This is a genomic window from Mesorhizobium opportunistum WSM2075 (assembly GCF_000176035.2).
Classification (GTDB): domain Bacteria; phylum Pseudomonadota; class Alphaproteobacteria; order Rhizobiales; family Rhizobiaceae; genus Mesorhizobium; species Mesorhizobium opportunistum.
This window is the reverse complement of sequence record NC_015675.1, coordinates 1,942,948-1,965,803: the sequence shown is the minus strand read 5'-3', so window position 1 is coordinate 1,965,803 and position 22,856 is coordinate 1,942,948. Positions and strand designations below refer to the sequence as shown.

The following is a 22,856-nucleotide window of genomic DNA, read 5'->3' as shown; positions in this document are numbered from 1 at the left end:
ACGTTGGCAGTAGCGGTTCGGCGAATTGGTTGCAATGTGCAGCGAAATGGCATCGGCTTGGGCCAGAAGCCTCCCTGCCGGCCCGGCTGCCTAGTCCGCCTAGTCGGTCGTCAGCGGTTGGAACCGGCCAGCCGGCGACGCCGCCAGTTCCGACCAGTCGATCTCTTCCTCCAGCCGGTGATAGGCTTCATCGCCGATCGTGCCGTTGCTGCGCAATTCCTCGAGCGTGTCGCGCTGGCGGTTGATGGCATAGAGGCGCAACCGGTCATATTCGGTGGCGGCTTGCGCGTCGTCCGGGTTTTCAGCGATCACACGCTGAGCCTCATACTGCTCGCGCACAACGGCGGCCGCCGCCGACGTCTTGCGGCTCAACACGTCGAGCGCGGCCTGCATGACGGCGACGCGTGCCTGAGCCACTTCGCGATCTATTGTCGTATCCCGTTCGAAGTCGAGTATCCGCAGCAGGGGCTTCAGCGTCATGCCTTGCAGCACGAGCGTGCCCAGAACCACCGCGAAGGCCGCAAGCACGATCGGATCACGACCGGGAAAATTGGCCGGCAGTGCAATGGCCACCACCAGCGTCACCAGCCCCCGCATGCCGCACCAGCCGACGAGAATGGCGCCGCCGAACGTCGGCGACTCCCGCCTTGCCTCTTTGCCACCGAAGCGGGCAATCCATCGGATGATCGCGACGTAACTCGCCACCCAGACAAGACGTGCGACGATAACGACGACCAGCACCGTTGCGGCGAAAAGGAAGGCTTCGCCTTGCCCGTCTCCGGCCAGCCGGCCGACGATCGAACGCGCCTGCAGGCCCATCAGCACGAAGGCCAGCACGTTGAGCACGAACACTGCCGATTCCCATACCGAATAGGTGCTGACGCGGCGTCTCGCCGACATGCGGCGCGGCGCTGTGCGCGCAATCGTCATGGCATAGACGACGATGGTGATGATGGCGGACAGGCCCAGCCTGTCAGCCAGTATCCAGACCCCGAAAGTCCCGGCGAATTGCACCACCGTGCTGCTTGCCGCGTCCTCGATACGGGTGAGCGTCAAGAGTGAGATGCGGCCAAACAGATAACCCGCGATCAGGCTGCCGATCGTCCCCAGCAGGATCGTCGGAACGGCGTTGCTCAGCATGATCGAGCCGAGCGCGGCCGAAACCGCCAACCGGTAGATCAGCAGCGCGGTGGCGTCGTTGAGCAGGCTCTCGCCTTGCAGGATGGCGGTGATGCGATGCGGTACCTTGAACTGGCTGAGCACAGCGCTTGCCGCCACCGCATCCGGTGGCGCCACGATGGCGCCGAGCGCGATGGCCGCCGCGATCGGCAGGCCGGCCATCTTCCAGCCGACGAAGGCCACGACGGCAGTGGTGAAAACAACGGCGCCCAGCGCCAGCAGCGCCAGCGACAGCCGGTAGCGCTTGAGGTCGCGCAGCGACGTGTCATAGGCGGCATCGAGAAGCACCGGCGCGATGAACAGGGCAAGCGCCAGTTCCGGATCGATCTCGATCGTTGGCGCACCTGGTACGAAGGCGATCGCAACCCCGGCCAGCGCCAGCAGCGACGGATAGGGAATCTCCAGCCGTCGCGACAGCGCCGTCAGCGCAACGGCGGTCAAAAGCAGGACAAGCGTCAGTTCGAAAAGAGCCATGGCTCATCGTAGCGACGGAACAAGCCGATTGGCAGTGCCAAAGTCATTACAGTAGGCAGTTACGTGCCGTCTGGTAGCGCCGTGGTTAGTGAAGTACCAGCATGTCGCCCGACGAGAACGAAATCTCGGCCTTCTCGCCGACGGCGGGCGGCGGCGTCGCCGGGCTGTTGAACGTGTCGAGCGAAACCGTGTTGCCGCCGATGCCGACGCGAACACGGATGACCGAGCCGAGGAAGTGGACTTCGGAAATCTCGCCGGACAGGCTGGAATCGCGGCCAGGCTGGCGGCCGAGCGAAATCGCTTCCGGCCGCAGCGCCAGCGACAGCGTGTCGCCGGACTTCGAACCATTGAGCTTGCCCTTGAGCGAGACTTCCTGCGTGTTCACCTGCACCGTGCCGGCCGCGGCATCGGTGACCTTGCCTTCGAGCACGTTCAGCGTGCCGACGAAATTGGCGACGAACTTGGTCGCCGGCCGGTTGTAGATCTCGAACGGCGTGCCGACCTGCTCGGCCTTGCCGCCATACATGACCGCGATGCGGTCGGAGATCGACAGCGCCTCTTCCTGGTCATGGGTGACGAAAATGGTGGTGATGCCGAGCTTCTTCTGGATCGAGCGGATCTCCTCGCGCAGCGACACGCGAACCTTGGCGTCGAGCGCCGAGAGCGGCTCGTCGAGCAGCAGAAGCTTCGGCTTCGGCGCGATGGCGCGCGCCAGCGCGATGCGCTGCTGCTGGCCACCGGAGAGCTGGTAGGGATAACGATCGGCCATCTGCGGCAGTTTGATCATGTCGAGCATCTCGGCGACGCGCCTGTCGGCATCGGCCTTCGACATGCCGGCGACCTTCAGCCCGAAAGCGATGTTCTGTGCCACGGTCAGGTTGGGAAACAGCGCGTAGGCCTGGAACACCATGCCGACATTGCGCTGGTTGGGCTTCAGCCTCGTAATGTCCTTGCCTGCGACGACGATCTTGCCGGCCGACGGCTCCTCAAAGCCGGCGACCATGCGCAGCACGGTGGTCTTGCCGCAACCGGACGGCCCGAGGAAGGAAACGAATTCACCGGGCTCGACGTCGAGGCTGAAATCCTGGACCACGGTGTTGGAACCGTAGGATTTTCGCACATGCTGGATGGACAGGAATGGCTCGGCCATGGCTTTTTCTCTCAGGTCAGTGCTTTTCGTTCAGTTCGGGCGGTTCGCCGATTTCGGCGCGAAGCGGGACAGGATCTGGATCAGCGACATACAGCCCCAGGTAATGGCGAAGGCGATGATGGCAAGGGCCGCCGGTTCATAGGCGCGGTTGGCGCCGATGTTCTGCAGATAGGGGCCAAAGGCCGGGCGATTGAGCAGGCTGGCCATTGTGAACTCGCCGATGACGATGGCAAAGGTCAGGAAGGCGCCCGACAGCACGGCGATCAGCACATTGGGCAGGATGACGCGGCCAATGATCGTTCCCCAGCCGGCGCCCAGGATCTGTGCCGCTTCCGTCAAGGTGCGCACGTCGATGGTGCGCAGCCCGGTATCGACCGCGCGATACATGTAAGGCAGCGCCAGCGTCGCGTAACCGATCACCAGCAAGGCATTGGCACCCATATTGCTGCCCAGGAACGGCAGCGGCGAATTGGAGCCGTACATCCTGATATAGCCGAAGACGATGACGATGGCCGGAATGACCAGCGGCAGCAGCGTGATGAATTCGACGATCGGCCTGAGCTGCGGCAGGCGCAGCCGGATCCAGTAGGCCGCCGGCACCACGATCAGCACACCCAGAATGATGGTGAAGATGGCAGCGACCACCGAATACAGGAAAGTCGACTGGAAGCGCGCGTCGCCCAGCACGATCTGATAGGCGTCGAAGGAATGGACGCCTCGGCGCATGCGCAGCGAAAACTCGACCGTCGCCATCAGCGGAATGAAGAAATAGGCCGCACCGATGATGAAGACGACCCAGGCCCAGAATTTTCCCGACTTCATTTCAGCCACCTCTCCGAGCGAGTCCGGAACCAGATGTAGAAGACATTGGCGAGTCCGGTGATGACGATCATGCCGAAGGCGATGGCATAGCCGAGCTGCGGATTGTGCAGCACGTCGCCGTTGATCTGCGAGTACAGCTTGATGGGAACGATGTTGAGCGCCGGACCGGCAAACGCATAAGCGGTGGCGATGGCGCCGAAGGCGTTGGCGAACAGAAGGATGACCGTTCCAAGGAAGCTCGGCCATATCACCGGTATGACCACCATGCGCCAATACTGCGCCTGAGTGGCGCCGAGCGTCGCTGCCGCCTCGCCCCATTCCTTCTTCAGTCCGTCAATGGCCGGCACGATGATGACCACCATCAGCGGAATCTGGAAGAACAGATAGACCGCGATCAGGCCCGACGTGGTGAGGAAATTGAAGCCCATCGCATAGATGTTGATATTGAGCACATCACGCAGAAGCGTTGTGACGATGCCGACACGGCCGAGCGTGGCCAGGAACGCGAAGGCGAGCGGCAAGCCCGCGAAATTCGACGCGACACCGGAAAAGGTCAACGTCGCGGAGCGCGTCCAGCTCGGCAGCCCGCCGCGCACGATGGCGATGGCGATTGCCAGGCCGGCAAAGGCGCCGATGATGGCCGACCAGAAACTGATCTTGATCGAGACCCAATAGGAACTGCTGATCGAGGGATCGCTGACCAGTTGCAGGATGTTGTCCAGCGTGAACTGGCCATCGCTTCGCTGGAAAGCTCCCACCACGAGATAGATCGTGGGCAGGATCAGGAACATCAGGGCGAAGATGAAGAACGGCGCCACACCAATCCATTGCGTCGGCAAGCGGAAAGCGGTCGCCTCGTTCGGTGGCGCGGGCTTGGTGGCAATCGTTCGATTTGAAAGCGAGAGGTCGGTCATGCGCCGGCTACCGTCTTCGAGGGAAGGCCGGGCGGCCTCGCGACCGCCCGGTGGATTTCAAGTCTTACTTGACGTTGGCGCCGACAACGGCGTCCCAGTTCTTGCTGATGACTTCCTTGGCCTTGCCCTGCTCGTCGAGCGTCGGGAATGCGGCCGAGGCGTAGGATTCCGCCGGCGGCAGCTTGGCCAGCACGTCCGCCGGGATCTTGCCGTTCTTGGCGAGATCGTTGAAGCGGATCGGGTGGCAATAGCCCTTCAGCCAGCCGACCTGGCCTTCGTCGGAATAGAGGTATTCCATCCAGAGCTTGGCTGCGTTCGGATGCGGCGCAAAGGCGCTGATGGCCTGCACGTAAACACCGGCGACAACGCCGGTCTTCGGCACCACGACGTCGACGGGCGGGTTGCCCTTCAGCGTGTCGCGGCCAGCAAGCGCGTTATAGTCCCAGTTGATCAGGATCGGCGTCTGGCCCTGGGCGAGCGTAGCGGGCTTGCCAACGACCGGGACGAAATTGCCGGCGGCGTTGAGCTTCTTGAAGAAGTCGAGACCAGCGGTACCGGCAGCTTCACCAGCGGCAGCCCCCGACGACAGGCCGGCGGCATAAACCGCCTGGATGGCCTGGTTCGAAGCGCGCGGATCACCGGCGACGGCAACCGCGTTGGCGAATTCAGGCTTCAGCAGGTCCGCCCAGTCAGCCGGCGCTTCCTTGATCAGATCCTTGTTCACCATGAACGAAAGAACGCCGTAGTAGTCGCCGTACCAGGCGCCGTCGGCATCCTTGGCGCTGTCAGGGATCGAGTCCCAGGTCGACACCTTGTAAGGCATCAGCAGGCCGTCGGCCTTGGCGGTCGGACCGAAGGACAGGCCGACGTCGATGACGTCGGGTGCCTGCGGGCCCTTGTTGTCCTTGTTGGCCTTGATCGCCTCGACCTCGTCGCCGGAGCCGGCATCGGGGTTGAGCTCATTGATGGTGATTTCGGGATACTTAGCCTTGAAGCCGGCGATGACGTCGCCGTAACCGCACCAGTCATGCGGCAGCGCGATGGTGGTTAGCTGGCCTTCAGCCTTGGCGGCCTTGACGAGATCATCCAGCGAAGCCGCGGACGAAATCACCGACGACACCATCAGTGTCGCGGCCGAAAGGGAAAGCACTTTCCCCGTGAATTTGAACATGTGTTCTCTCCGTTGAACTGACGCCGTTGGACGCCTGCGATGCGGTATCTTTTTCATGTGACAGCCAGATGAAGCCTTTGTGAAACCATTGGCCGGCAACGGAAAAAGTTAACTCTTTTTAACGGGCTGTAGCAATTAGCCGTCACTTATTTTTCCGGCTAATCACTTTCTGCCTTGTTCTCCATCCCTTCCCCCTTGGTTTGCGCTTATTTTCAGATCAATTTTCCGCAACGGCACGCCGTCTCAGATCGTGCCGGCGATAGCGTTTTCCAGCAGCGCCAGCGCCGCCTTCTTGGTCAGCTTGACCGGATTGCCGCCGGCCGTCGGATCGACCACCGCCATGTCGGCGATCAGCGCCTTGCGCTTCTTGTCCATGTCGAGCCCCTTGATCAGACCCGGCAGCGCATGCGGCACCTTCAATTCCTTGCGCAGCTTGATGATCGCCTTGGCGAAGCCGTCGAAGCCGCCCTTGATGCCACAGTAGGCGGCGAGCCTGGCGATACGCTCCTCGATGGCGTCACGGTTGAAGGCGAGCACATAGGGCATGAACACGGCGTTGGTCATGCCGTGATGGGTGTCATAGAGCGCACCGATCGGATGCGACAGCGAATGGATGGCGCCGAGGCCTTTCTGGAAGGCGGTGGCGCCCATCGCGGCGGCACTCATCATGTGCGCCCGGGCGACGAGATCCTTGCCGTTGGCAAAGGCCTTCGGCAGGTTTTCGAACACCAGACGCACGCCTTCGACCGCAATGCCGTCGGCCATCGGATGATAGCCTGGCGCGCAATAGGCTTCGAGGCAATGGGCAAGCGCGTCCATGCCGGTGCCGGCGGTGATGAAGCCCGGCATGCCGACCGACAGTTCCGGATCGGCGATCACGATCGCCGGCAGCAGCTTGGGATGGAAGATGACCTTCTTGGTGTGGGTCGCCTCATTGGTGATGACCCCGGCGCGGCCGACTTCCGATCCGGTGCCGGCCGTGGTCGGCACCGCGATGATCGGAGCGATCGCATCCGAATTGGCGCGCGTCCACCAATCGCCGACATCCTCGAAATCCCACACCGGCCGCGTCTGGCCGGCCTGGAAGGCGATCAGCTTGCCCAGATCGAGCGCCGAGCCGCCGCCGAAAGCGATGACGCCGTCATGCTTGCCCTTCTTGAACACAGCGATGCCGGCGGTCAGGTTGGATTCGACCGGGTTCGGCCTCACCTCGGAGAAGACCCCGTATGGGATTTTGGCATCGTCGAGGATCTTCAGGGTCGAGGCCACGACCGGCAGTTTGGCCAGGCCCGGATCGGTGACGAACAAAGGCCGCTTGATGCCGGTGGCACCAAGCACCTCGGGCAGTTCCTTGATACGCCCGGCGCCGAAGCGAACGGTGGTAGGGTAGTTCCATTTGGAGATCAGCTTGGACATTTTTTGTCTTTCGAAAAATCAGATGGCTTCGCGCAGGTGGAAGGATTTCGGCCGGGTCAGATTGTCGTAGCCGATGGCTGACAGGCCCGCGCCCTTGCCGGTGTCCTTGACGCCGGTCCAGACCAGGGCCGGATCGAGATAGTCGCAGCGGTTCATGAATACCGTGCCGGTCTCGACGCGGTTGCCGATCGCCACCGCGTGCTCGGTATCGCGCGTCCAGATCGAGGCCGTCAGCCCATAGGGACTGTCGTTCATCAGCGCGATCGCCTCCTCGTCGTTGCGCACCTTCATGATGCCGACGATCGGACCGAAACTCTCCTCGCGCATGACGCTCATCTGGTGATCGACCTCGGTCAGCACCTCCGGCGCCAGATAGGGCGAGCCAGCCTTGTCGTCGGCCACCTTCATGTTGATGTGCGCCTTGGCTCCCTTGCGCAGCGCCTCGGCCTTCTGCTCGCGGATCAGGTCGGCGAAACGAGCCTGCGCCATCGGCCCCATCGTCGTTGCCTGATCGAGCGGATTGCCGACGACGTAATTCTTCGTCTCGGCGATGAAGCCCTCGACGAATTCATCATAGACCTTTTCGTGCACATAGACACGCTCGATGCCGCAGCAGCACTGGCCGGAATTGTAGAAGGCGCCGTCAACCAGATTGGCGACCGCGTGGTCCATCTTGGCGTCGGGCAACACATAGGCCGGGTCCTTGCCGCCAAGCTCGAGCCCGAGCGTCATGAAGGTGCCCGCCGCCGCCTTCTCGATGGCACGGCCGCCGGCGACCGAGCCGGTGAAATTGACATGGTCGATCTTGCCCGAGCCGAGCAGCTTTTCGGTTTGGGCATGGTTGAGCACGACATTCTGGAACACGCCCTTGGGCAGGCCGATCTTGTCGAAGGCCTGCTGAAAACGCTCGCCGACCAGCAGCGTTTGCGCCGCGTGTTTCAGGATGACGCTGTTGCCGGCCATCAGCGCCGGCACGATGGTGTTGACGGCCGTGAGATAGGGATAGTTCCAGGGCGCGATAACCATGACCACACCGAGCGGATCCTTCTTCACATAGCGGCGGAACCCGTCCTTCGGGTTGGAGGCCGGCACGGATTTGAGCGCCGCCTCGGCGATCTCGACCATGTAGTTGGTGCGTTCCTTGACGCCGCCGAATTCGCCGCCATAGCGCACCGGCCGCCCCATCTGCCAGGCGATCTCCGGCACGATCTCGTCGGTCATCGCGACCAGCGCTTCCAGCATGGCGAGCATGTATTTGCCGCGCTCGACGATCGGCACCTGCGCCCACTTCTCCTGCGCCGCCTTGGCGCGCTCGACTGCCGCATTGACCGCCTGGTCCGTTGCGATCGGCCGCTCGGCATAGATCGAGCCGTCGACGGGGGTGATGAGTTTGACCGTTTCGGTCATCGTTTAAGTCCTCGCACTTCTTTAAAATCGAAAATCATCGGTCTTTGTGCTGCCTCATCCGCCCGCCGGCACCTTCCCCGTATAGTGACGGGGAGAAGGGAACGCTCCAAGGTCGACGCATCCTCCACCCGTTCTTCACTGGGAGAGGGTGAGGGGCAGCGCGGACGCTTCGCAGCCAATCTAGTACCGCTCGAATCCCCTGTGCAGTTCCCAATCCGTAATGCGGCGATCGTATTCGAACTGCTCCCACTTGGCGGTGTGGACGTAGTGTTCGAGCACGTCCTCGCCGAGCGCCTGTTTCAGCATCTTCGACTTCGCCAGCGTCTCGGTGGCATCGCGCAGCGTCTTCGGAATCTCCGGCAGGCGAGAGGCCTGATAGGCATCGCCGACGAAGGGTTTCTGCAATTCGAGCTTCTCGTCGATGCCGGCAAGGCCGGCCGCGATCAGTGCGGCGAAGGCGAGATACGGATTGAGGTCGGCGCCCCCGATCCGGCATTCCATGCGGATGCCCTTGGTGCCCTCGCCGCACAGGCGGAAGCCGGCGGTGCGGTTGTCCTCGCTCCACATGATCTTGGTCGGCGCGAAGGTGCCGGCCTGGAAGCGCTTGTAGGAGTTGATGTAGGGCGCCAGGAACCAGGTGAACTCCTTGGCGTATTTGAGCTGGCCCGCCGCCCATTGCTGGCCGAGTGTGGACAGCGTCCAATCAGCCTTCTTGTCGAAGAACAGCGGCGTCTTGCCGTCGGCGCTCCACAGCGAATTGTGGATGTGGCTGGAGTTGCCGGCGAGCCCGTAATTGTATTTCGACATGAACGAGATCGCCTTGCCCTCGGATTCGGCAATCTCCTTGGCGCCATTCTTCAGGATGACGTGGCGGTCGGCCATGTCGAGCGCCTCGGCATAGCGCACATTGATCTCTTCCTGACCCGGACCCCACTCGCCCTTGGAGTTCTCGATCGGAATGCCGGCCGCTTCCATCTCGTTGCGAAGCCGGCGCATGACGCCTTCTTCCTTGGTGGTGATGCCGATCTGGTAGTCGCCGATATAGGGCGAAGCGGTGTCGAGACCCTGCCAGTGCTTCTTGCGGGCGGAATCGTAGGTTTCGTTGAACAGATAGAATTCAAGCTCGGACGCGAAATAGCCGATATAGCCGCGTTCCGTCAGCCGCTTGATCTGCTTCTTCAGGATGGCGCGCGGCGAATGCGGCAGGTCGTCATGGGTGTGGTGGTCGAGCACGTCGCAGATCACCAGCGCGGTCTTTTCCAGCCACGGAATGCGCCGCAGCGTGGCGAGATCCGGCTTCATGACGAAATCGCCATAGCCCTTCGACCAGCTTGCCGCCTTGTAGCCGGGCACCGGCTCCATATCGATATCGGCGGCCAGCAGATAGTTGCAGCCATGCGTTTCGTCATGCGCGGAATCGACGAAGTACTGCGCCAGGAACCGTTTTCCCGCCAGCCGGCCCTGCAGGTCGACGATGCAGGCCAGCACCGTGTCGATCTCGCCGCTGGAGACCGCTTTCTTCAACTGATCGAACGAGAAATTTCCGGCCATTCCTGTGGCACTCCAGTGCTTGGTCGTTGAAGGGGATAAACGAAACCATGGCCGGCGCGATTCCGGCCATGGTTGGTGATGGCCTCAGTGGCCGGTCTCGCCGACCGCCTGTTCCGCTGCCTTGATGGCCGCCTGACGCGCCGCGATGATGTCGCCGAGCGGCGGACCCTGGAAGCGGTTCCGCTCGAAGGCAAACCAGACGATCGCCGTCAGAATGAAGAAGCCGACGGTGATGTAGAGCGCCCAGTCGTTGGGCGGCTGGATGCCGATGACGAAGATCAGGATCATCGACAGGATCGACAGGAAGGCGAACAGCATGAACACGCCGCGCCCCATGTTCCACGGTCCCATCTTGTCCCACTTCGGCGTTCCCCAAGCCAGCATGCCGAGCACGATCGGCACGGTGAAGGACAGGAACAGGAAGATGACGGTGCAGGACACCACGATGGTGTAGGCCGAGGTGCCGGCGACCGAAACCAGCGTCGAGCCCCAGACGAACAGCACCGACAGGACCGACGCCGTCCAGATCGCCGCCACCGGCGTGCGGTAGGTCGGGCTGACCTTGGCGAGCGCCGCCGAGCCAGGCAGGCCGCCGTCACGCGAGAAGGCGAAGATCATGCGCGACGCTGAGGTGACGGTTGCCAGGCCGCACAGCAGCTGCGCGACGAACACGACGAGGTAGACGAACTCCTTGATGCCGGGGCTGACGCGCTGGTCGAAGGCCCAGAAGAACACGTTCCAGCCCTGCTTGGCGGCGTCGTCCATGTTCGGGATCATCAGCACGAAAGCCGCGAGGAACAGGTAGCCGAACAAGGCCGACCAGATCACCGACATGACCATGGCGCGTGGCACGGAAGAGGCCGCCTTGATGGTTTCTTCCGATGTGTGCGCCGAGGCATCGTAGCCGGTGATCGTATAGATCGGCAGCAACAGGCCAAGCGCGAACACCCAGGCATTCGACACCGACGGCCAGACGCCGCCGCCTGCGTCGCCGGAATAGTTGTGGAACGTGAACAGGCGGCTGAAATCCCAGGTCTCGGCCGAGAGCAGGCAGACCACCGCGATCAGGATGGCGCCGAAGAAGATCAGATAGCCGGAGAAGTCGGTCAGCTTGGCCGTCAGCTTGATGCCGAGATGGTTGATCAGTGCCTGAAGACCGGTGACGACGACCAGGAAGATCATCTGGTTGGTCAGCGTGCCTTCGATGCCGAGAGCCGGACCGAAGGCGCCGATGAAGAACGTCCAGGTGCCGACATTGATGGCGCCGAGAACGGTGATCAGGCCGAGCAGGTTGAGCCAGGCCGTCACCCAGCCGGTACCGCGATTGCCGAGAATCGAACCCCAGTGATAGAGGCCGCCGGCGGTCGGATAGGCCGAACTGATCTGCGACATGGCGACCGCGAAAGTCAGCGACACGAAGCAGCCGACCAGCCAGCCGATGCCGATGCCGATGCCGCCGGCGCCCGACGTGCCTTGCGCCAGCGAGTTGATGCCGCCCGACAGGATGCAGATGATGGAGAAGGAAACCGCGAAGTTCGAGAAACGGCTGAGACGCCGCTCCAGTTCCTGGGCGTAGCCCATGCTATGGAGGGCCTTTACGTCCTCCGCCTTGTCAATGTCTGTATAACCCGGTGCTGCCATTGGTATTCCCCTGTTTGTTTCTCAGCTGGCCGATTGGACTGACTTTCTGATTGAATGCGATCTGGGCCGCGTGGCCTCCTCTGGTTCCAGATCCGAAAAAATACCGGTGAGCAGATCCGCCCATTTCCGCTGCCCGGTGTCGCCGGAGATTTCATCGTTGCGGATTTCGATCATGGCGCAGGCCAGCCCGCGCGAGCGTGCATGCCGTTCCAGCGTGAAATAGACGCGGTCAGCGGGCGAATAGGGTTCGTTGACGCCGACGGCGATGCCGGCGAGCCGTTTGAGCGCCGATATCAGCGGTGACGCCAGCCGGCGGTCATCGTCATGGATGATGCCGATATGCCAGGGCCGGTTGCGGCCCTTGTAGACCGGTGTGAAGGAATGCACGGACACCAGGCGCGTCTCCTGGCCGCGCACCAGCCTGTCCTCGACAATATGCTCGATGGCGTCGTGAAACGGCTGCCAAGAAAGGGCGATCCGCGCCGCGCGCTGTTTTTCCGACAGGCCCGTATTGCCGGGTATGGCCGTTGTCTCGCTGACCGGCGGCACCAGGTCCGGCGCGTCGAGCGGCCGGTTGCAGTCGATGACGAGACGCGAAATGCGGGTTTCGACCAGCGTGGCATCGAGTGCCTGCGCCATGCGCATTGCCACCGGCAGCGCGCCGGGATCCCAGGCGATGTGCCGGGACAGATCCTCGGTGGCAAGGCCGAGCGTGCCGAATTCGGCGGGCAGGAAATTGGAAGCGTGATCGCAGGTCAGCACGAAAGGGCTCGATCCGCCCGGGTTCGTCACCCTCACGGTATCGGATGATGCAACGCTGGCGGGCCGTGCTTTCTCCATAGTCTGCGGTCCCCGGGGAGCGCTGTATCGTATGTTACGTATTTTGCCTCATTGCGTCCCTACGGATGATTTCATACAGTTTGTCCGGCTTTGTCAAATGCGATCTCGTGGGCCAGGCCAAGGGGTGGGGAAAACATGATTTCCAGCATTGCCGAACTGATCGCCGACCGCGTCGGCACAATGCCGGCCGGCGAACGTCGCGCGGCCCAGACGCTGATCGCGAGCTATCCCTTGATCGGCCTCAAGACGGTCGCCGAATTCTCGGCCGCGGCCGGCGTCTCCTCGCCGACGATCCTGCGCTTCGTTGCCCGGCTGGGCTTCCAGAATTATCCGGAATTCCAGTCGAGCCTGCAGGACGAGTTGGCGGCGCAACTACAATCGCCGGCCACGCGAACGCTCAACCCGCCCTCGCCCGGCGGCGGCACGGTGTCGCCGATGCTGGAAGCGACGCTCGACAACATGCGCGAGACCTTCCGCCACCTCTCGGACAGGCAGCTTGCCGACATTGCCACCCGGCTTGCCGAGCGGCGCGGCAAGACATTCCTGATCGGCGGCCGCTTCACCGATCCGCTGGCGCGCTACATGGCCGCCCATCTCGCCGTCATCCAGCCCGATGTGTTCCATCTCGCCGGCCAGGAAAGCATGTGGCGCGACCGGCTGATCGACATGGGCAAGCGCGACGTGCTGGTGATCTTCGACATCAGGCGCTACCAGGACAGCCTCGTCCGCTTCGCCGAGAAGGCGCATCAGCGCGGCGTTCAGATCGTGCTCTTCACCGACCAGTGGCTGTCGCCGATTGCCCGGTTTGCCCGCCATGTTATCGCCGGACGCACCGCTGTGCCTTCCGCATGGGATTCCTCGGCAGCGCTTTTCGTCGTCGCCGAAACGCTGATCGGCGCCGTCACCAGACAACTCGAGGCCGATGGCGCCCGGCGTATTCGGGAAATGGAAGGCCTGCGCTAGGTAGGTTTCCAAGGCAAATCGCAACGACTCCAGGGAGCGTCCGGATCTCACGTTACCGAGATTTAATGTGCACGATCGCGTGATAATTGCCATAAACCGATGATATCGGGATGTGGCGTGGCCGGTTTTCGCCCCCAGCCCGTATCGTCTCTGCATTCGTTTCCATCTGGAACCGGCAGACGATTCTTGCTGCTGGAGTGTCGATGTCGCGCTGGAAACAGATTGTCCTTTCGCTTGTGATTTTGGTCGCCGCCGCGGCCGCCTGGGCGCGCTTCTACCCCGGTGCTCCCGAAGTGCTGGCGCGCTGGGGGATGGATTGGGCGTATGGCGCGACACCTCCGGCGAAAGAGGCCTCGGCCGCCGGTTCCCGGCGGGGTGGGCGTAACGGCGCCCAGATCGTCACCATCGTCGCATCGCCGGCCGCCTCCGCAACCATCAACGACCGCCTGCAGGCGATCGGCACCGGCCGCGCCAACGCCTCGGTGACCGTCAATCCCTATAGCTCCGGCCGCCTTGCCGAACTGCTGGTGGAATCGGGCAGTCATGTCGACAAGGGCCAGATCATCGCGACGCTGGATTCCGAGACCGAGATCATCTCTCAGGACCGCGCCAAGCTCGCTTTGCAGGATGCGCAATCCAAGCTTGACCGCGTCAAGTCGCTGCGCGCCTCCAACGCGGCGACGCCTGTCGCCGTTGCCGACGCCGAAGTGGTTCTGGCAGGCGCGAAGCTGGTGCTTCAGGATGCCGAACTTGCATTGCAGCGCCGCTCGATCCTGGCGCCGATCGCCGGCACCGTCGGCATCTTGCCGATCTCCGCCGGCAACTATGTGACCAACCAGTCGGCGATTGCCACACTCGACGACCGTTCCTCGATCCTGGTCGATTTCCAGGTGCCGGAACGCTTCGCCGCCGCCATCAAAGTCGGCGCCCAATTGACGGCGACGCCCATTGCCAATCCGAGCAACGCCTATACCGGCACGGTTTCGGCCATCGACAACCACATCGACGAAAAGAGCCGCACGCTGCTGGTCAAGGCCAAGATCGCCAACCCGGCCGATTCGCTGCGCGCCGGCATGTCGTTCGGCATCACCATGAAATTCCCAGGTGAGACCTATCCGGCGGTCAGTCCGCTGGCGATCCTGTGGGGATCGGACGGTGCCTATGTCTGGCAGATCGAAGACGGCAAGGCCAAGCGGGTGCCGGTGCGCATCATCCAGCGCAACACTGAAACCGTGCTGATCGATGCGAAGATCGACAACGGCGACATGGTGGTCACCGAAGGCACGCAGAGCGTCAGCGAGGGCGGCGAGGTTCGCATCGCCGGCCAGGAGCAGCCCAACCCCAACGCCGCCGAAGGCTCATGACCGGCCCCGTCAACGCCGCCAGCGACACCGGCTTCACCGCCCTGTTCATCCGCAGGCCGGTGATGGCCTTCGTGCTGAACACCCTCATTGCCGTTGCCGGCCTTGCCGCCTTCTACGGCGTCGAGATCCGTGAACTGCCCGACGTCGACCGCGCCGTCGTCACCGTTTCCACCACCTTCGAGGGGGCGGCGGCCGAAACCGTCGACCGCGAGCTGACCGACACGATCGAGGGTGCCGTCGCCCGCGTCTCCGGCGTCAAGTCGATTTCGTCCTCGTCGTCCTTCGGCTCGAGCCGCGTCACCATCGAGTTCAATGACGGCGTCGACCTGAATGTGGCCGCCTCCGATGTGCGCGACGCCGTCGGCCGCGTCGCCAACCAGATGCCGGACACCGCCGATCCGCCACGCATCGTCAAGGCCGATGCCAATTCCGACGCGGTGATGCGGCTGGCGGTGACCTCCGACAACATGTCGATCCAGGACATGACGGTCGTGGTCCAGGACCAGATCGAAGACGAACTGGCGGCCGTGCCCGGCGTCGCCGACGTCCAGGTCTATGGCGACCGCGACAAGATCTTCCGCATCGACGTCGACCAGAACAAGCTCGCCAGCCTCGGCTTCACGGTCGCCGACCTCAGGACGGCGCTTGCGTCCGTCGCCTTCGATTCTCCTGCCGGCTCGATCACCACGACCAACCAGGACCTGATCGTACGCACGACCGCCGACGTGACAACGCCCGAGGAATTCGAAAACATCATCATCGGCGGCACGACGCGCATCCGCGATGTCGCCACCGTCACGCTCGGCCCCGATATCGGCCAGACGACGCTGCGTTCGGATGGCAAGACCGGCATCGGCATCGGCATCATCCGCCAGGCGGAATCGAACACTTTGGACATTTCGACCGGCGTCCAGGCCGCCGTCGCCAAATTGCAGCAGAACCTGCCCAAGGGCATGGCGATCAAGATCACCAGCGACGACGCCGTCTTCGTCAAGGGCGCCGTGCACGAGGTCGAGATCGCGCTCGGCCTGTCGGTCACCATGGTGCTGATCGTCATCTATGTCTTCCTGCTCGACTGGCGCGCAACGCTGATCCCCGGCCTGTCGATGCCGGTGGCCATGATCGGCACCATCGCCGCCATCTATCTGGCCGGCTTCTCGGTCAACATCCTGACGCTGCTCGCCTTGGTTCTGGCAACTGGACTGGTGGTGGACGACGCCATCGTGGTGCTCGAAAACATCGTGCGACGGCGCAACGAAGGCATGGGGCCGCGCGCGGCCGCCGTGCTCGGCGCGCAGGAAGTATTCTTCGCAGTCGTTGCGACCACGTTGACGCTGGTCGCCGTCTTCGTGCCGATCTCGTTCCTGCCCGGCCAGACCGGCGGCCTGTTTCGCGAATTCGGCTTCGTGCTCGCCATGTCGGTGCTTCTGTCCTGCGTGGTGGCGCTCACGCTCTGCCCGATGCTCGCCTCGCGCATGCTGACCAGCGCATCGCTTCACCACGAAGGCGGCCACGGCATCGGCGCCCGCATCGGCGGTGTCTTGAATGCAGGCTATCGGCGCGGCCTGCACGCTTGCCTCGACGCGCCCTGGATCGTGGTTCTGGTCGCGGTGCTGTTTGCCGGTACCGCCTTCACGCTGTTCGGCACCATCCGCCAGGAACTGACGCCGACCGAGGACCGCGCCGCCGTGCTATTGCGCATCAGCGCCCCGCAAGGCGTCAGCCTCGACTACACGACGCAGCAGATGCAGAAGATCGAGAAACTGATCCAGCCGATGCGCGATTCCGGCGAGATCCGCTCGACCTTCGAGAATGCCGGCCAGAACGGCTCCTACAATTCCGGCTTCATGGTGATGACGCTCGCGCCCTGGAACGAGCGCAGCCGCAGCCAGCAGGAGATCATGGCCGAGATCAGCCAGCTCACCAAGCAGGTGCCGAGCGTGCGCATTTTCCCGGTGCAGCCCAACAGCCTCGGTATCCGCGGCGCCGGCAACGGTCTGCAATTCGCGCTGGTCGGCAACGACCGCAAGGCGCTCGGCGACGCGGCGCTGAAGATCATCGCCGAGATGCAGAAGGACCCGCGCTTCCAGACGCCGCGCCTGTCGATCGACCCGACCCAGCCGCAGCTTGCCGTCGCCATCGACCGCGAGCGCGCCTCCGACCTCGGCATCGACATCACCGGCCTCGCCAACACCATGCAGGCCATGCTCGACGGCAATGATGTCGTCGACGTCTACATCGCCGACCGCAGCTATGGCGTGAAGCTGGTTTCCACCACCAATCCGATCAACGATCCGACCGACCTCGAAAACGTCTTCCTGAAGACGGCGGACGGCCGTTTCGTGCCGATGTCGACCATCGCTACATTGACCGAGCGTGCCGTGCCGCCATCGCTGTCGCGCGAGCAGCAGCAGCCGTCGGTGGCGATCACCTCCAACCTCTCAGGCAATTTCGCGCTTGGCGATGCCTTGACCCGCGCCGAGGAGATCGCCACGCCACTGCTGCCGCCAGGCAGCCGCATCTTGCCACTGGCCGAGGCGGCGACGCTGGGCGAAACCAACAGCGCCATGATCACCATCTTCGGCTTCGCGCTGGTCATCATCCTCCTGGTGCTGGCCGCGCAGTTCGAGAGTTTCGTCAGCGCCGTTATCATCATGGCGACGGTGCCGCTAGGTCTTGCCTGCGCCATCATCGCACTGCTGTTGAGTGGAACCAGCCTCAATGCCTACAGCCAGATCGGCCTGGTGCTTCTGGTCGGCGTCATGGCCAAGAACGGCATCCTGATCGTCGAATTCGCCAACCAGTTGCGCGATCGAGGGCTTGGTGTGCGCGAGGCGATCGAGCAGGCCTCGACCATTCGCCTGCGGCCGGTGATGATGACGATGATCTGCACCATACTTGGCGGCGTGCCGCTGGTGCTGGCCGCCGGCGCCGGCGCCGAGGCGCGCGTGGCGCTCGGCTGGGTGATCGTTGGCGGACTGGGCCTGGCCACCGTCTCGACGCTGTTCCTGACGCCGGTCGCCTATCTCCTGCTTGGCCGCTTCATCACGCCCAAGACGCATGAGGAAGCACGGCTTAAGCGCGAACTCGAGGAAGCCGCCTACACCAATGTGGAGCCGGCGGAATAAAAAATTCCACGAAAGTGCGTCGCGATATTCCATCCGGAATTTCGCCGGAACAGAATACGCTATCTTAAGAGCCGGCCCTCGATCGACCAGCGCGCGGCGATGAAATTCAGCACCGCCGCCACGATGACACCGCCGATCTTTGCCGGCCACACGCCGGCGATGCCGGCAAGGAGTGCGATCGACAGGCTGGAGACGCCGAGCGAGATCAGCGCTCCAAGCGAGACGAAGCGAAGGAAGGCGTCATGCAGCCGGATCGCGCGATTGCGCTCGAACGACCAGAAGCCATTCGCCACGAAGGAGAAGACGACGGCGATGGACCATGAGACGATGTTGGCCGGCAGCGGCGGGACATGCAGCTTGAGCAGCAGGAAAAAACCGGCAAGGTCGATGGCCGTGTTCACCAGCCCGACAATGGCGAAGCGCACGATCTTGCTGCCGGTCGAACGCTGGGGCTGGTCGGCGCCGCTCATCCCCTGCCATCCATGATCTCGACACCGGCGCGGGCGAGGCTCGCGCCGAATGCGTCCGAGGCCAGCACCTCGAATTCCACTTCGCGCACCCGCTGCATCGGATCACGCCCGCGCAATGTCTCGTCGACATGGCCGGGATGGCACATGAACAGGCCTCGTTCCGGCAGTGTTTCGACAGCGGCTTGCAGAACCGGAGCAAATCTCTCGGGTTGCCGCCAGTCGTAGATGCCGGCGAGCGGCTCGAAAATGGTGAAGCCGGCGCGCGCCATCGCACGGTTGAAGCCGGCGGCCACGGCGGCGATTGCCGCGACTTTCGGCGCCACGGCGGCATTGCCGAGCGCCGGCGCCCCGCGCAGCACCGGCTTCTCGGAAGCTTCTGAAAAACGCGCCCGCAGCCATGTGCGTACGACCGGCAGGAAATGCACGTGCTGGTGCCCGTCGATGAAGTCGGGCCGGCGGCCCAACGCCTCGACGAAGCGGCCGTACTGTGCGTCGAGCTCGGCATGGACATCGCACTCATCGACGCGGCCGCGCAGGACCGGCAGTGCCAGCCGGCGGAGCGGCGGCAACCGGCCTTCCGGCGCCAGGCTCGATCGGCCGGTGACCGCAGGCTGATCCGTCAGGGTAAGATGCAGACCGACCGCCGCGCGGCCGCACAGCGGCTTTATGAGCGCTGCCGCATCAGGCCATTCGGGAAAGCCGGTCATGCAGCTGGTGCCCGTCAGGCGCCCTCGATCGAGCAGGTCGAGAATCCCGGCGGAAACGCCTGGCGCCAGGCCGTAATCGTCGGCGATCAGGCGGATGCGCCGCGTCATGCCCCGGGTGCGCCTGGCAACCTGTCAGGGGCGACCTCGCCGCGCAAGACCTCACCATGCAAGACATCCCCGCGCAAGACGTCGCGCACGATATAGACCGGTCGATCCTTGCTCTCCGAGAGCGTGACCCAGACATATTCGCCGATCAGCCCGAGCAGTGTGAGGTTGAGGCCGCCGAGCAGGACGACGGCGACCATCAGGCTGGGATAGCCGGGCACGGCAATGCCGTAGAACATCACTTCGAAGAACACTTTGGCGCCGTAAAGCAGGCCCGCCAGCGCCGCCAGCATCCCGCTCAGGCTGATGATGCGCAGCGGGATGACGGAAAACGACGTAAACCCTTCCAACGAGAACGCGATCAGGTTGAGGCGGCTCCATTTCGAGGTACCGCTGGCGCGGTTCTCCGGCGAATATTCTATGGCCTTCTGGCGGAAGCCGGCCCAGGCGAACAGACCCTTGTTGAAGCGCCGCTTGTCGCGCAAGCTCGTCAGCGCGCGTGCCACAGCGGCCCGCATGACGCGGAAATCACCCGCGTTCTCCGGAATGTCGAAGCGCTGGCTGCTGTTGATCAGGCTGTAGAAAAGCCGTGCCAGCTGGCTGCGCCGCCAGCTGGCCTCGCGCCGGTCGTTCTGCGCGTAGATGACGTCGATGTCGGGGTTTTCCACCAGTTCGGCGATCATCTTCAGGCTGATGTCCATCGAATGCTGGAGATCGGCGTCCATGATCAGGACCATGTCGCTCCTCGACTGGTCGAGGCCGGCAAGCACCGCGACTTCCTTGCCGAAATTGCGGCTGAGCCGCACGATCTCCCAGGAACCCGACAGCGCCTGCGAAAATCGCTCGGCGCCATCGTCGCGGCTGCCGTCGTCGATCAGGATCTTGTGGACGGCCATGCCGAAACGTTGCGACACCGTGGCTTCGAGCCTGTCGAGCAATTCGGCAAAAGCCGAAGCCGATTGCGCCTCGTTGAAGAACGGCGCCACGATATCGAGAGTGGGTCGCGACTCAGCCATTTGCGACAGGCCCTTCATTCATCACCTTTTCCCGCGTCACCTTGCCTTGCGCCTTGGCCCAGAACCACCAGATCAGGGAACCGGCAATGACGGTGACCGCGATCGGCCGAAACCAGGGATAGGTCAAATCTTGGATATGGCGCTCGACGCCCGTCAATCCGGTCAGGAACAGCATCACCGACAGCACCGAGGCCAGGACACCGCCTTTTTCCTCGCGCCATAACAAGGCAATGGCTAGGCCGGCGGGCACGGCGATCATGGCATAAGTGTTGGGCTCGACACGCGGGTTGAAGACGCACATGTAGAACGTCGCCGTCAGGAAGATGGCGAGATCAGCCGTTCCGCGCTCGAGCCTGCGGTCGAACCAAATGACCGCGCAGAGCGTAAACAGGGCCATGACGATGCGTATGACCGTGGCGCCGATTTCCGGCAGCGGCAGTCCCATCCGGGTGAAGGGGGCTGTGAAATCGGTGGGGACGAAATGGCTGGTGTTGTCGACGGCCATCGAGGTCAGCATCTCGGCGAAAAGACGATACTGGTCGTTGAGATAGCCTGCAGGTGCGAAAGCGTAGGGCAAGGCGAGCACGAACAGCACCGCCAGCACCAGGACCGGTATCAACCGGAGGCGCAGGGCTCCCAGCAACAGCAGCATGATGATCGCCGTCGGCTTGGCGATGATGGCAACGGAAGCCCAGAAGAACGTTTCGGCGCGACGCCCCTCGAGCGCAGAAAAGGTAAGGAGCCAGCAGGCGCCGGCCAAGAGGATCGTCGCCTGGCCGTTGCGGATTGCACCCATCGCCATCGGCAGGGCAAGAAAGAGCCCGAAGGAAAGCAGCCATGGCAGTTCCCCGCCGCCGAGCTTGCGCACCTGCCGCATGGCGGCCAATGTCAGCACCGCGAAACCGATAATGTGCCAGGTCAGGCCGCCGAGATGCGGGCCGAGCTTGACCAGCGGAACGTAGAGCGCGGCAAAGGCCGGCGCGTAGAGATACCCCATCTCGGAGCTGAGATTGTAGAGCGGCCGGCCGGCCAGAAGGGCCTCGCTGCCGTCTATATAGGCCTGCCAGACAGTACGCGTGTGGGGTGACCACAGGACGAGCGCAAGAACGACCAGGAAGGCTCCGATCCACATGCCAAGTCCCAAACGGTCGAAAACCGGCTTGGAAAGCGTCATCCGCGCACCCCACACAATTCCAGAACGATTTCCCATCACCGCCTGTATTTGAAGGCGGCATATCACGGACAAAGCAGCGTGGCATAGAGGGGCCGGAAGCCGTGGACTTCGAAACCGCTGGCCCACCCTGAAGCCAAAGACCGGCCTTTGTTGATGACCATCGATGGCCTTTTGAAGGCCTCGGCATCGAACTGCAGATGCCCTAGGAATTGCGCTAACGCTTTGTTTTGACGCAATTTCCAAGGGGAAGCGCTATGCGCTTTTCCCGGGAAAACGGCTTCCCACTTTTCCGGAAGTTGCTTTAAGGCCGGATGAAAACCTTGCCATTGGGCTTGGCCAGTTCCGCCGGCAACCGCGCCATGGCCTCGGTGAGCGGCACGACCGACGTCACGTCGGTCGACCAGCGCCCGTCGGAAAACCGCTTCTGCGCTTCCAGGATCGCCGGACCGCGACGATCCCTGGATTGCCGCATCCATTCGCTCAGCCAGAAGCCCTCGATATGCTTGTGCTGGAAGATCAGCTGGCCAGGCTCGCGGATAACAGTGGCTTCGGGATCGAGCCGTCCATAGATGATCCAGCGCGAACGCTTCGGCATGGCGTCGAAGATGGCCGAGGCCAATGGTCCGGTCACCGCATCGAGGAAGATGCGCGGCTGCTCTTCCTTCATCACTTGACGCAGCGCCGCCTTGAAGTCCGGCGCCTTTTCATTGAGGACATGCGCCGCGCCAAGCTCTTTCAGCAATGCGGTCTGGTCGTCACGGCGCACGGTGACGATAGGCCGGAACCCCGCTTCCCCAGCCAGGCCGATGATCAGCTTGCAGAGCTGGCTGGCGCCGGCAGTCATGACGAAGGCCTTTTCACCCTCCTGTCTGACGATCTCGAACATGGCGATCGCGGTGAGCGGATTGACGATCATCGCCGCCCCATCCTCATCACGCACGGTGTCGAGGAGCGGAATGCAGACCGCCGCCTCGGCGACGGCATATTGCGCCCACGAACCCCAGTTGGTGACGCCGGTGGCGAAGGCGACCCGCTTGCCGATCAGGCTTTTCGGATAGGGCTCATCACCGCCGGCAACGACCGTGCCGACGCCCTCGAAGCCGGCCGGTTGGCCCTTGGCGCGCGGCTGGCCGTACTGGCCCTTGATGAAGGCGACGTCGGAAGGATTGATCGAGGCGAGACTGACCCTGATCAGCACTTGGCTCGGTCCAGGCGCCGGCACCGCGATGCTGCCCGGTTCGATGTAGGGCTCCATCGCCTCCAGCACGCTGCCGCTCGGCGTCCTGGTGTAGCCGTCGCCGACCAGCAGTAGCGCCTGCATTTCGGAGGGGATGGTCATCGCGGGCTCCTTGCTTGCCGGCAGA

General features: G+C 63.3%; 18 protein-coding genes. 3 read left to right on the top strand and 15 right to left on the bottom strand.

The genetic code is table 11. The features are described from left to right. Nucleotides 1-99: 99 nt before the first annotated feature. The 10 genes from MESOP_RS09410 to MESOP_RS09365 form a co-directional block, all read right to left on the bottom strand. Entirely contained in the window at nucleotides 100-1,653 is a 1,554-nt protein-coding gene (locus MESOP_RS09410) for a cation:proton antiporter (protein WP_013893095.1), read from the bottom strand. An 85-nt stretch (nucleotides 1,654-1,738) separates the two neighbouring features. Next, nucleotides 1,739-2,803, bottom strand: coding sequence for an ABC transporter ATP-binding protein (locus MESOP_RS09405; RefSeq protein WP_013893094.1), 1,065 nt, complete (start codon nucleotides 2,801-2,803; stop codon nucleotides 1,739-1,741). A 30-nt stretch (nucleotides 2,804-2,833) separates the two neighbouring features. Beyond that, nucleotides 2,834-3,625: an ABC transporter permease gene (locus MESOP_RS09400; RefSeq protein WP_013893093.1), complete on the bottom strand. Its 792-nt coding sequence runs from the start codon at nucleotides 3,623-3,625 to the stop codon at nucleotides 2,834-2,836. Further along, nucleotides 3,622-4,539 carry an ABC transporter permease gene (locus MESOP_RS09395; RefSeq protein WP_013893092.1) on the bottom strand — a complete coding sequence of 306 codons (918 nt, stop codon included), beginning with the start codon at nucleotides 4,537-4,539 and terminating at the stop codon, nucleotides 3,622-3,624. The genes MESOP_RS09400 and MESOP_RS09395 overlap by 4 nt, the downstream gene beginning before the upstream one ends. Nucleotides 4,540-4,603: 64 nt before the next feature. Then, nucleotides 4,604-5,710, bottom strand: a complete 1,107-nt coding sequence (locus tag MESOP_RS09390; RefSeq protein WP_013893091.1) for an ABC transporter substrate-binding protein — start codon at nucleotides 5,708-5,710, stop codon at nucleotides 4,604-4,606. Nucleotides 5,711-5,953: 243 nt separating this feature from the next. Next, the gene (locus tag MESOP_RS09385) at nucleotides 5,954-7,126 is read right to left on the bottom strand and encodes an iron-containing alcohol dehydrogenase (protein WP_013893090.1); all 1,173 of its coding nucleotides are present in this window, start codon (nucleotides 7,124-7,126) and stop codon (nucleotides 5,954-5,956) included. Nucleotides 7,127-7,144: 18 nt separating this feature from the next. Then, the gene (locus MESOP_RS09380; protein WP_013893089.1) at nucleotides 7,145-8,533 is read right to left on the bottom strand and encodes an aldehyde dehydrogenase family protein; all 1,389 of its coding nucleotides are present in this window, start codon (nucleotides 8,531-8,533) and stop codon (nucleotides 7,145-7,147) included. 180 nt (nucleotides 8,534-8,713) lie between these two features. After that, the gene (locus MESOP_RS09375; RefSeq protein WP_013893088.1) at nucleotides 8,714-10,084 is read right to left on the bottom strand and encodes a glutamine synthetase family protein; all 1,371 of its coding nucleotides are present in this window, start codon (nucleotides 10,082-10,084) and stop codon (nucleotides 8,714-8,716) included. An 84-nt stretch (nucleotides 10,085-10,168) separates the two neighbouring features. Then, nucleotides 10,169-11,725, bottom strand: a complete 1,557-nt coding sequence (locus MESOP_RS09370; protein ID WP_013893087.1) for an amino acid permease — start codon at nucleotides 11,723-11,725, stop codon at nucleotides 10,169-10,171. A gap of 21 nt (nucleotides 11,726-11,746) precedes the next feature. After that, on the bottom strand, nucleotides 11,747-12,565 hold the full coding sequence (locus MESOP_RS09365) for an N-formylglutamate amidohydrolase (RefSeq protein ID WP_013893086.1): 819 nt from the start codon (nucleotides 12,563-12,565) through the stop codon (nucleotides 11,747-11,749). A 135-nt stretch (nucleotides 12,566-12,700) separates the two neighbouring features. Here MESOP_RS09365 and MESOP_RS09360 point away from each other — a divergent pair, with 135 nt between their 5' ends. From MESOP_RS09360 to MESOP_RS09350, 3 genes are all read left to right on the top strand, one after another. Next, complete coding sequence (locus MESOP_RS09360; protein WP_013893085.1) at nucleotides 12,701-13,528, top strand: MurR/RpiR family transcriptional regulator; 828 nt, start codon at nucleotides 12,701-12,703, stop codon at nucleotides 13,526-13,528. Nucleotides 13,529-13,731: 203 nt separating this feature from the next. After that, nucleotides 13,732-14,892: an efflux RND transporter periplasmic adaptor subunit gene (locus MESOP_RS09355; protein ID WP_013893084.1), complete on the top strand. Its 1,161-nt coding sequence runs from the start codon at nucleotides 13,732-13,734 to the stop codon at nucleotides 14,890-14,892. Further along, a complete protein-coding gene (locus MESOP_RS09350) occupies nucleotides 14,889-18,020 on the top strand; it encodes an efflux RND transporter permease subunit (RefSeq protein ID WP_013893083.1) in 3,132 nt (1,043 codons plus the stop codon). Before MESOP_RS09355 ends, MESOP_RS09350 begins: the two co-directional genes overlap by 4 nt. A gap of 59 nt (nucleotides 18,021-18,079) precedes the next feature. Here MESOP_RS09350 and MESOP_RS09345 read toward each other — a convergent pair whose 3' ends face one another. From MESOP_RS09345 to MESOP_RS09325, 5 genes are all read right to left on the bottom strand, one after another. Beyond that, nucleotides 18,080-18,490, bottom strand: a complete 411-nt coding sequence (locus MESOP_RS09345) for a GtrA family protein (RefSeq protein WP_013893082.1) — start codon at nucleotides 18,488-18,490, stop codon at nucleotides 18,080-18,082. Continuing rightward, a complete protein-coding gene (locus MESOP_RS09340; RefSeq protein WP_013893081.1) occupies nucleotides 18,487-19,305 on the bottom strand; it encodes a ChbG/HpnK family deacetylase in 819 nt (272 codons plus the stop codon). Before MESOP_RS09340 ends, MESOP_RS09345 begins: the two co-directional genes overlap by 4 nt. Further along, nucleotides 19,302-20,318 carry a glycosyltransferase family 2 protein gene (locus tag MESOP_RS09335; RefSeq protein ID WP_224730233.1) on the bottom strand — a complete coding sequence of 339 codons (1,017 nt, stop codon included), beginning with the start codon at nucleotides 20,316-20,318 and terminating at the stop codon, nucleotides 19,302-19,304. Before MESOP_RS09335 ends, MESOP_RS09340 begins: the two co-directional genes overlap by 4 nt. Further along, entirely contained in the window at nucleotides 20,311-21,492 is a 1,182-nt protein-coding gene (locus MESOP_RS09330) for a glycosyltransferase 87 family protein (RefSeq protein WP_041164039.1), read from the bottom strand. The genes MESOP_RS09335 and MESOP_RS09330 overlap by 8 nt, the downstream gene beginning before the upstream one ends. 301 nt (nucleotides 21,493-21,793) lie before the next feature. Further along, nucleotides 21,794-22,831, bottom strand: a complete 1,038-nt coding sequence (locus tag MESOP_RS09325) for a zinc-binding dehydrogenase (protein WP_013893078.1) — start codon at nucleotides 22,829-22,831, stop codon at nucleotides 21,794-21,796. Nucleotides 22,832-22,856: the final 25 nt, after the last annotated feature.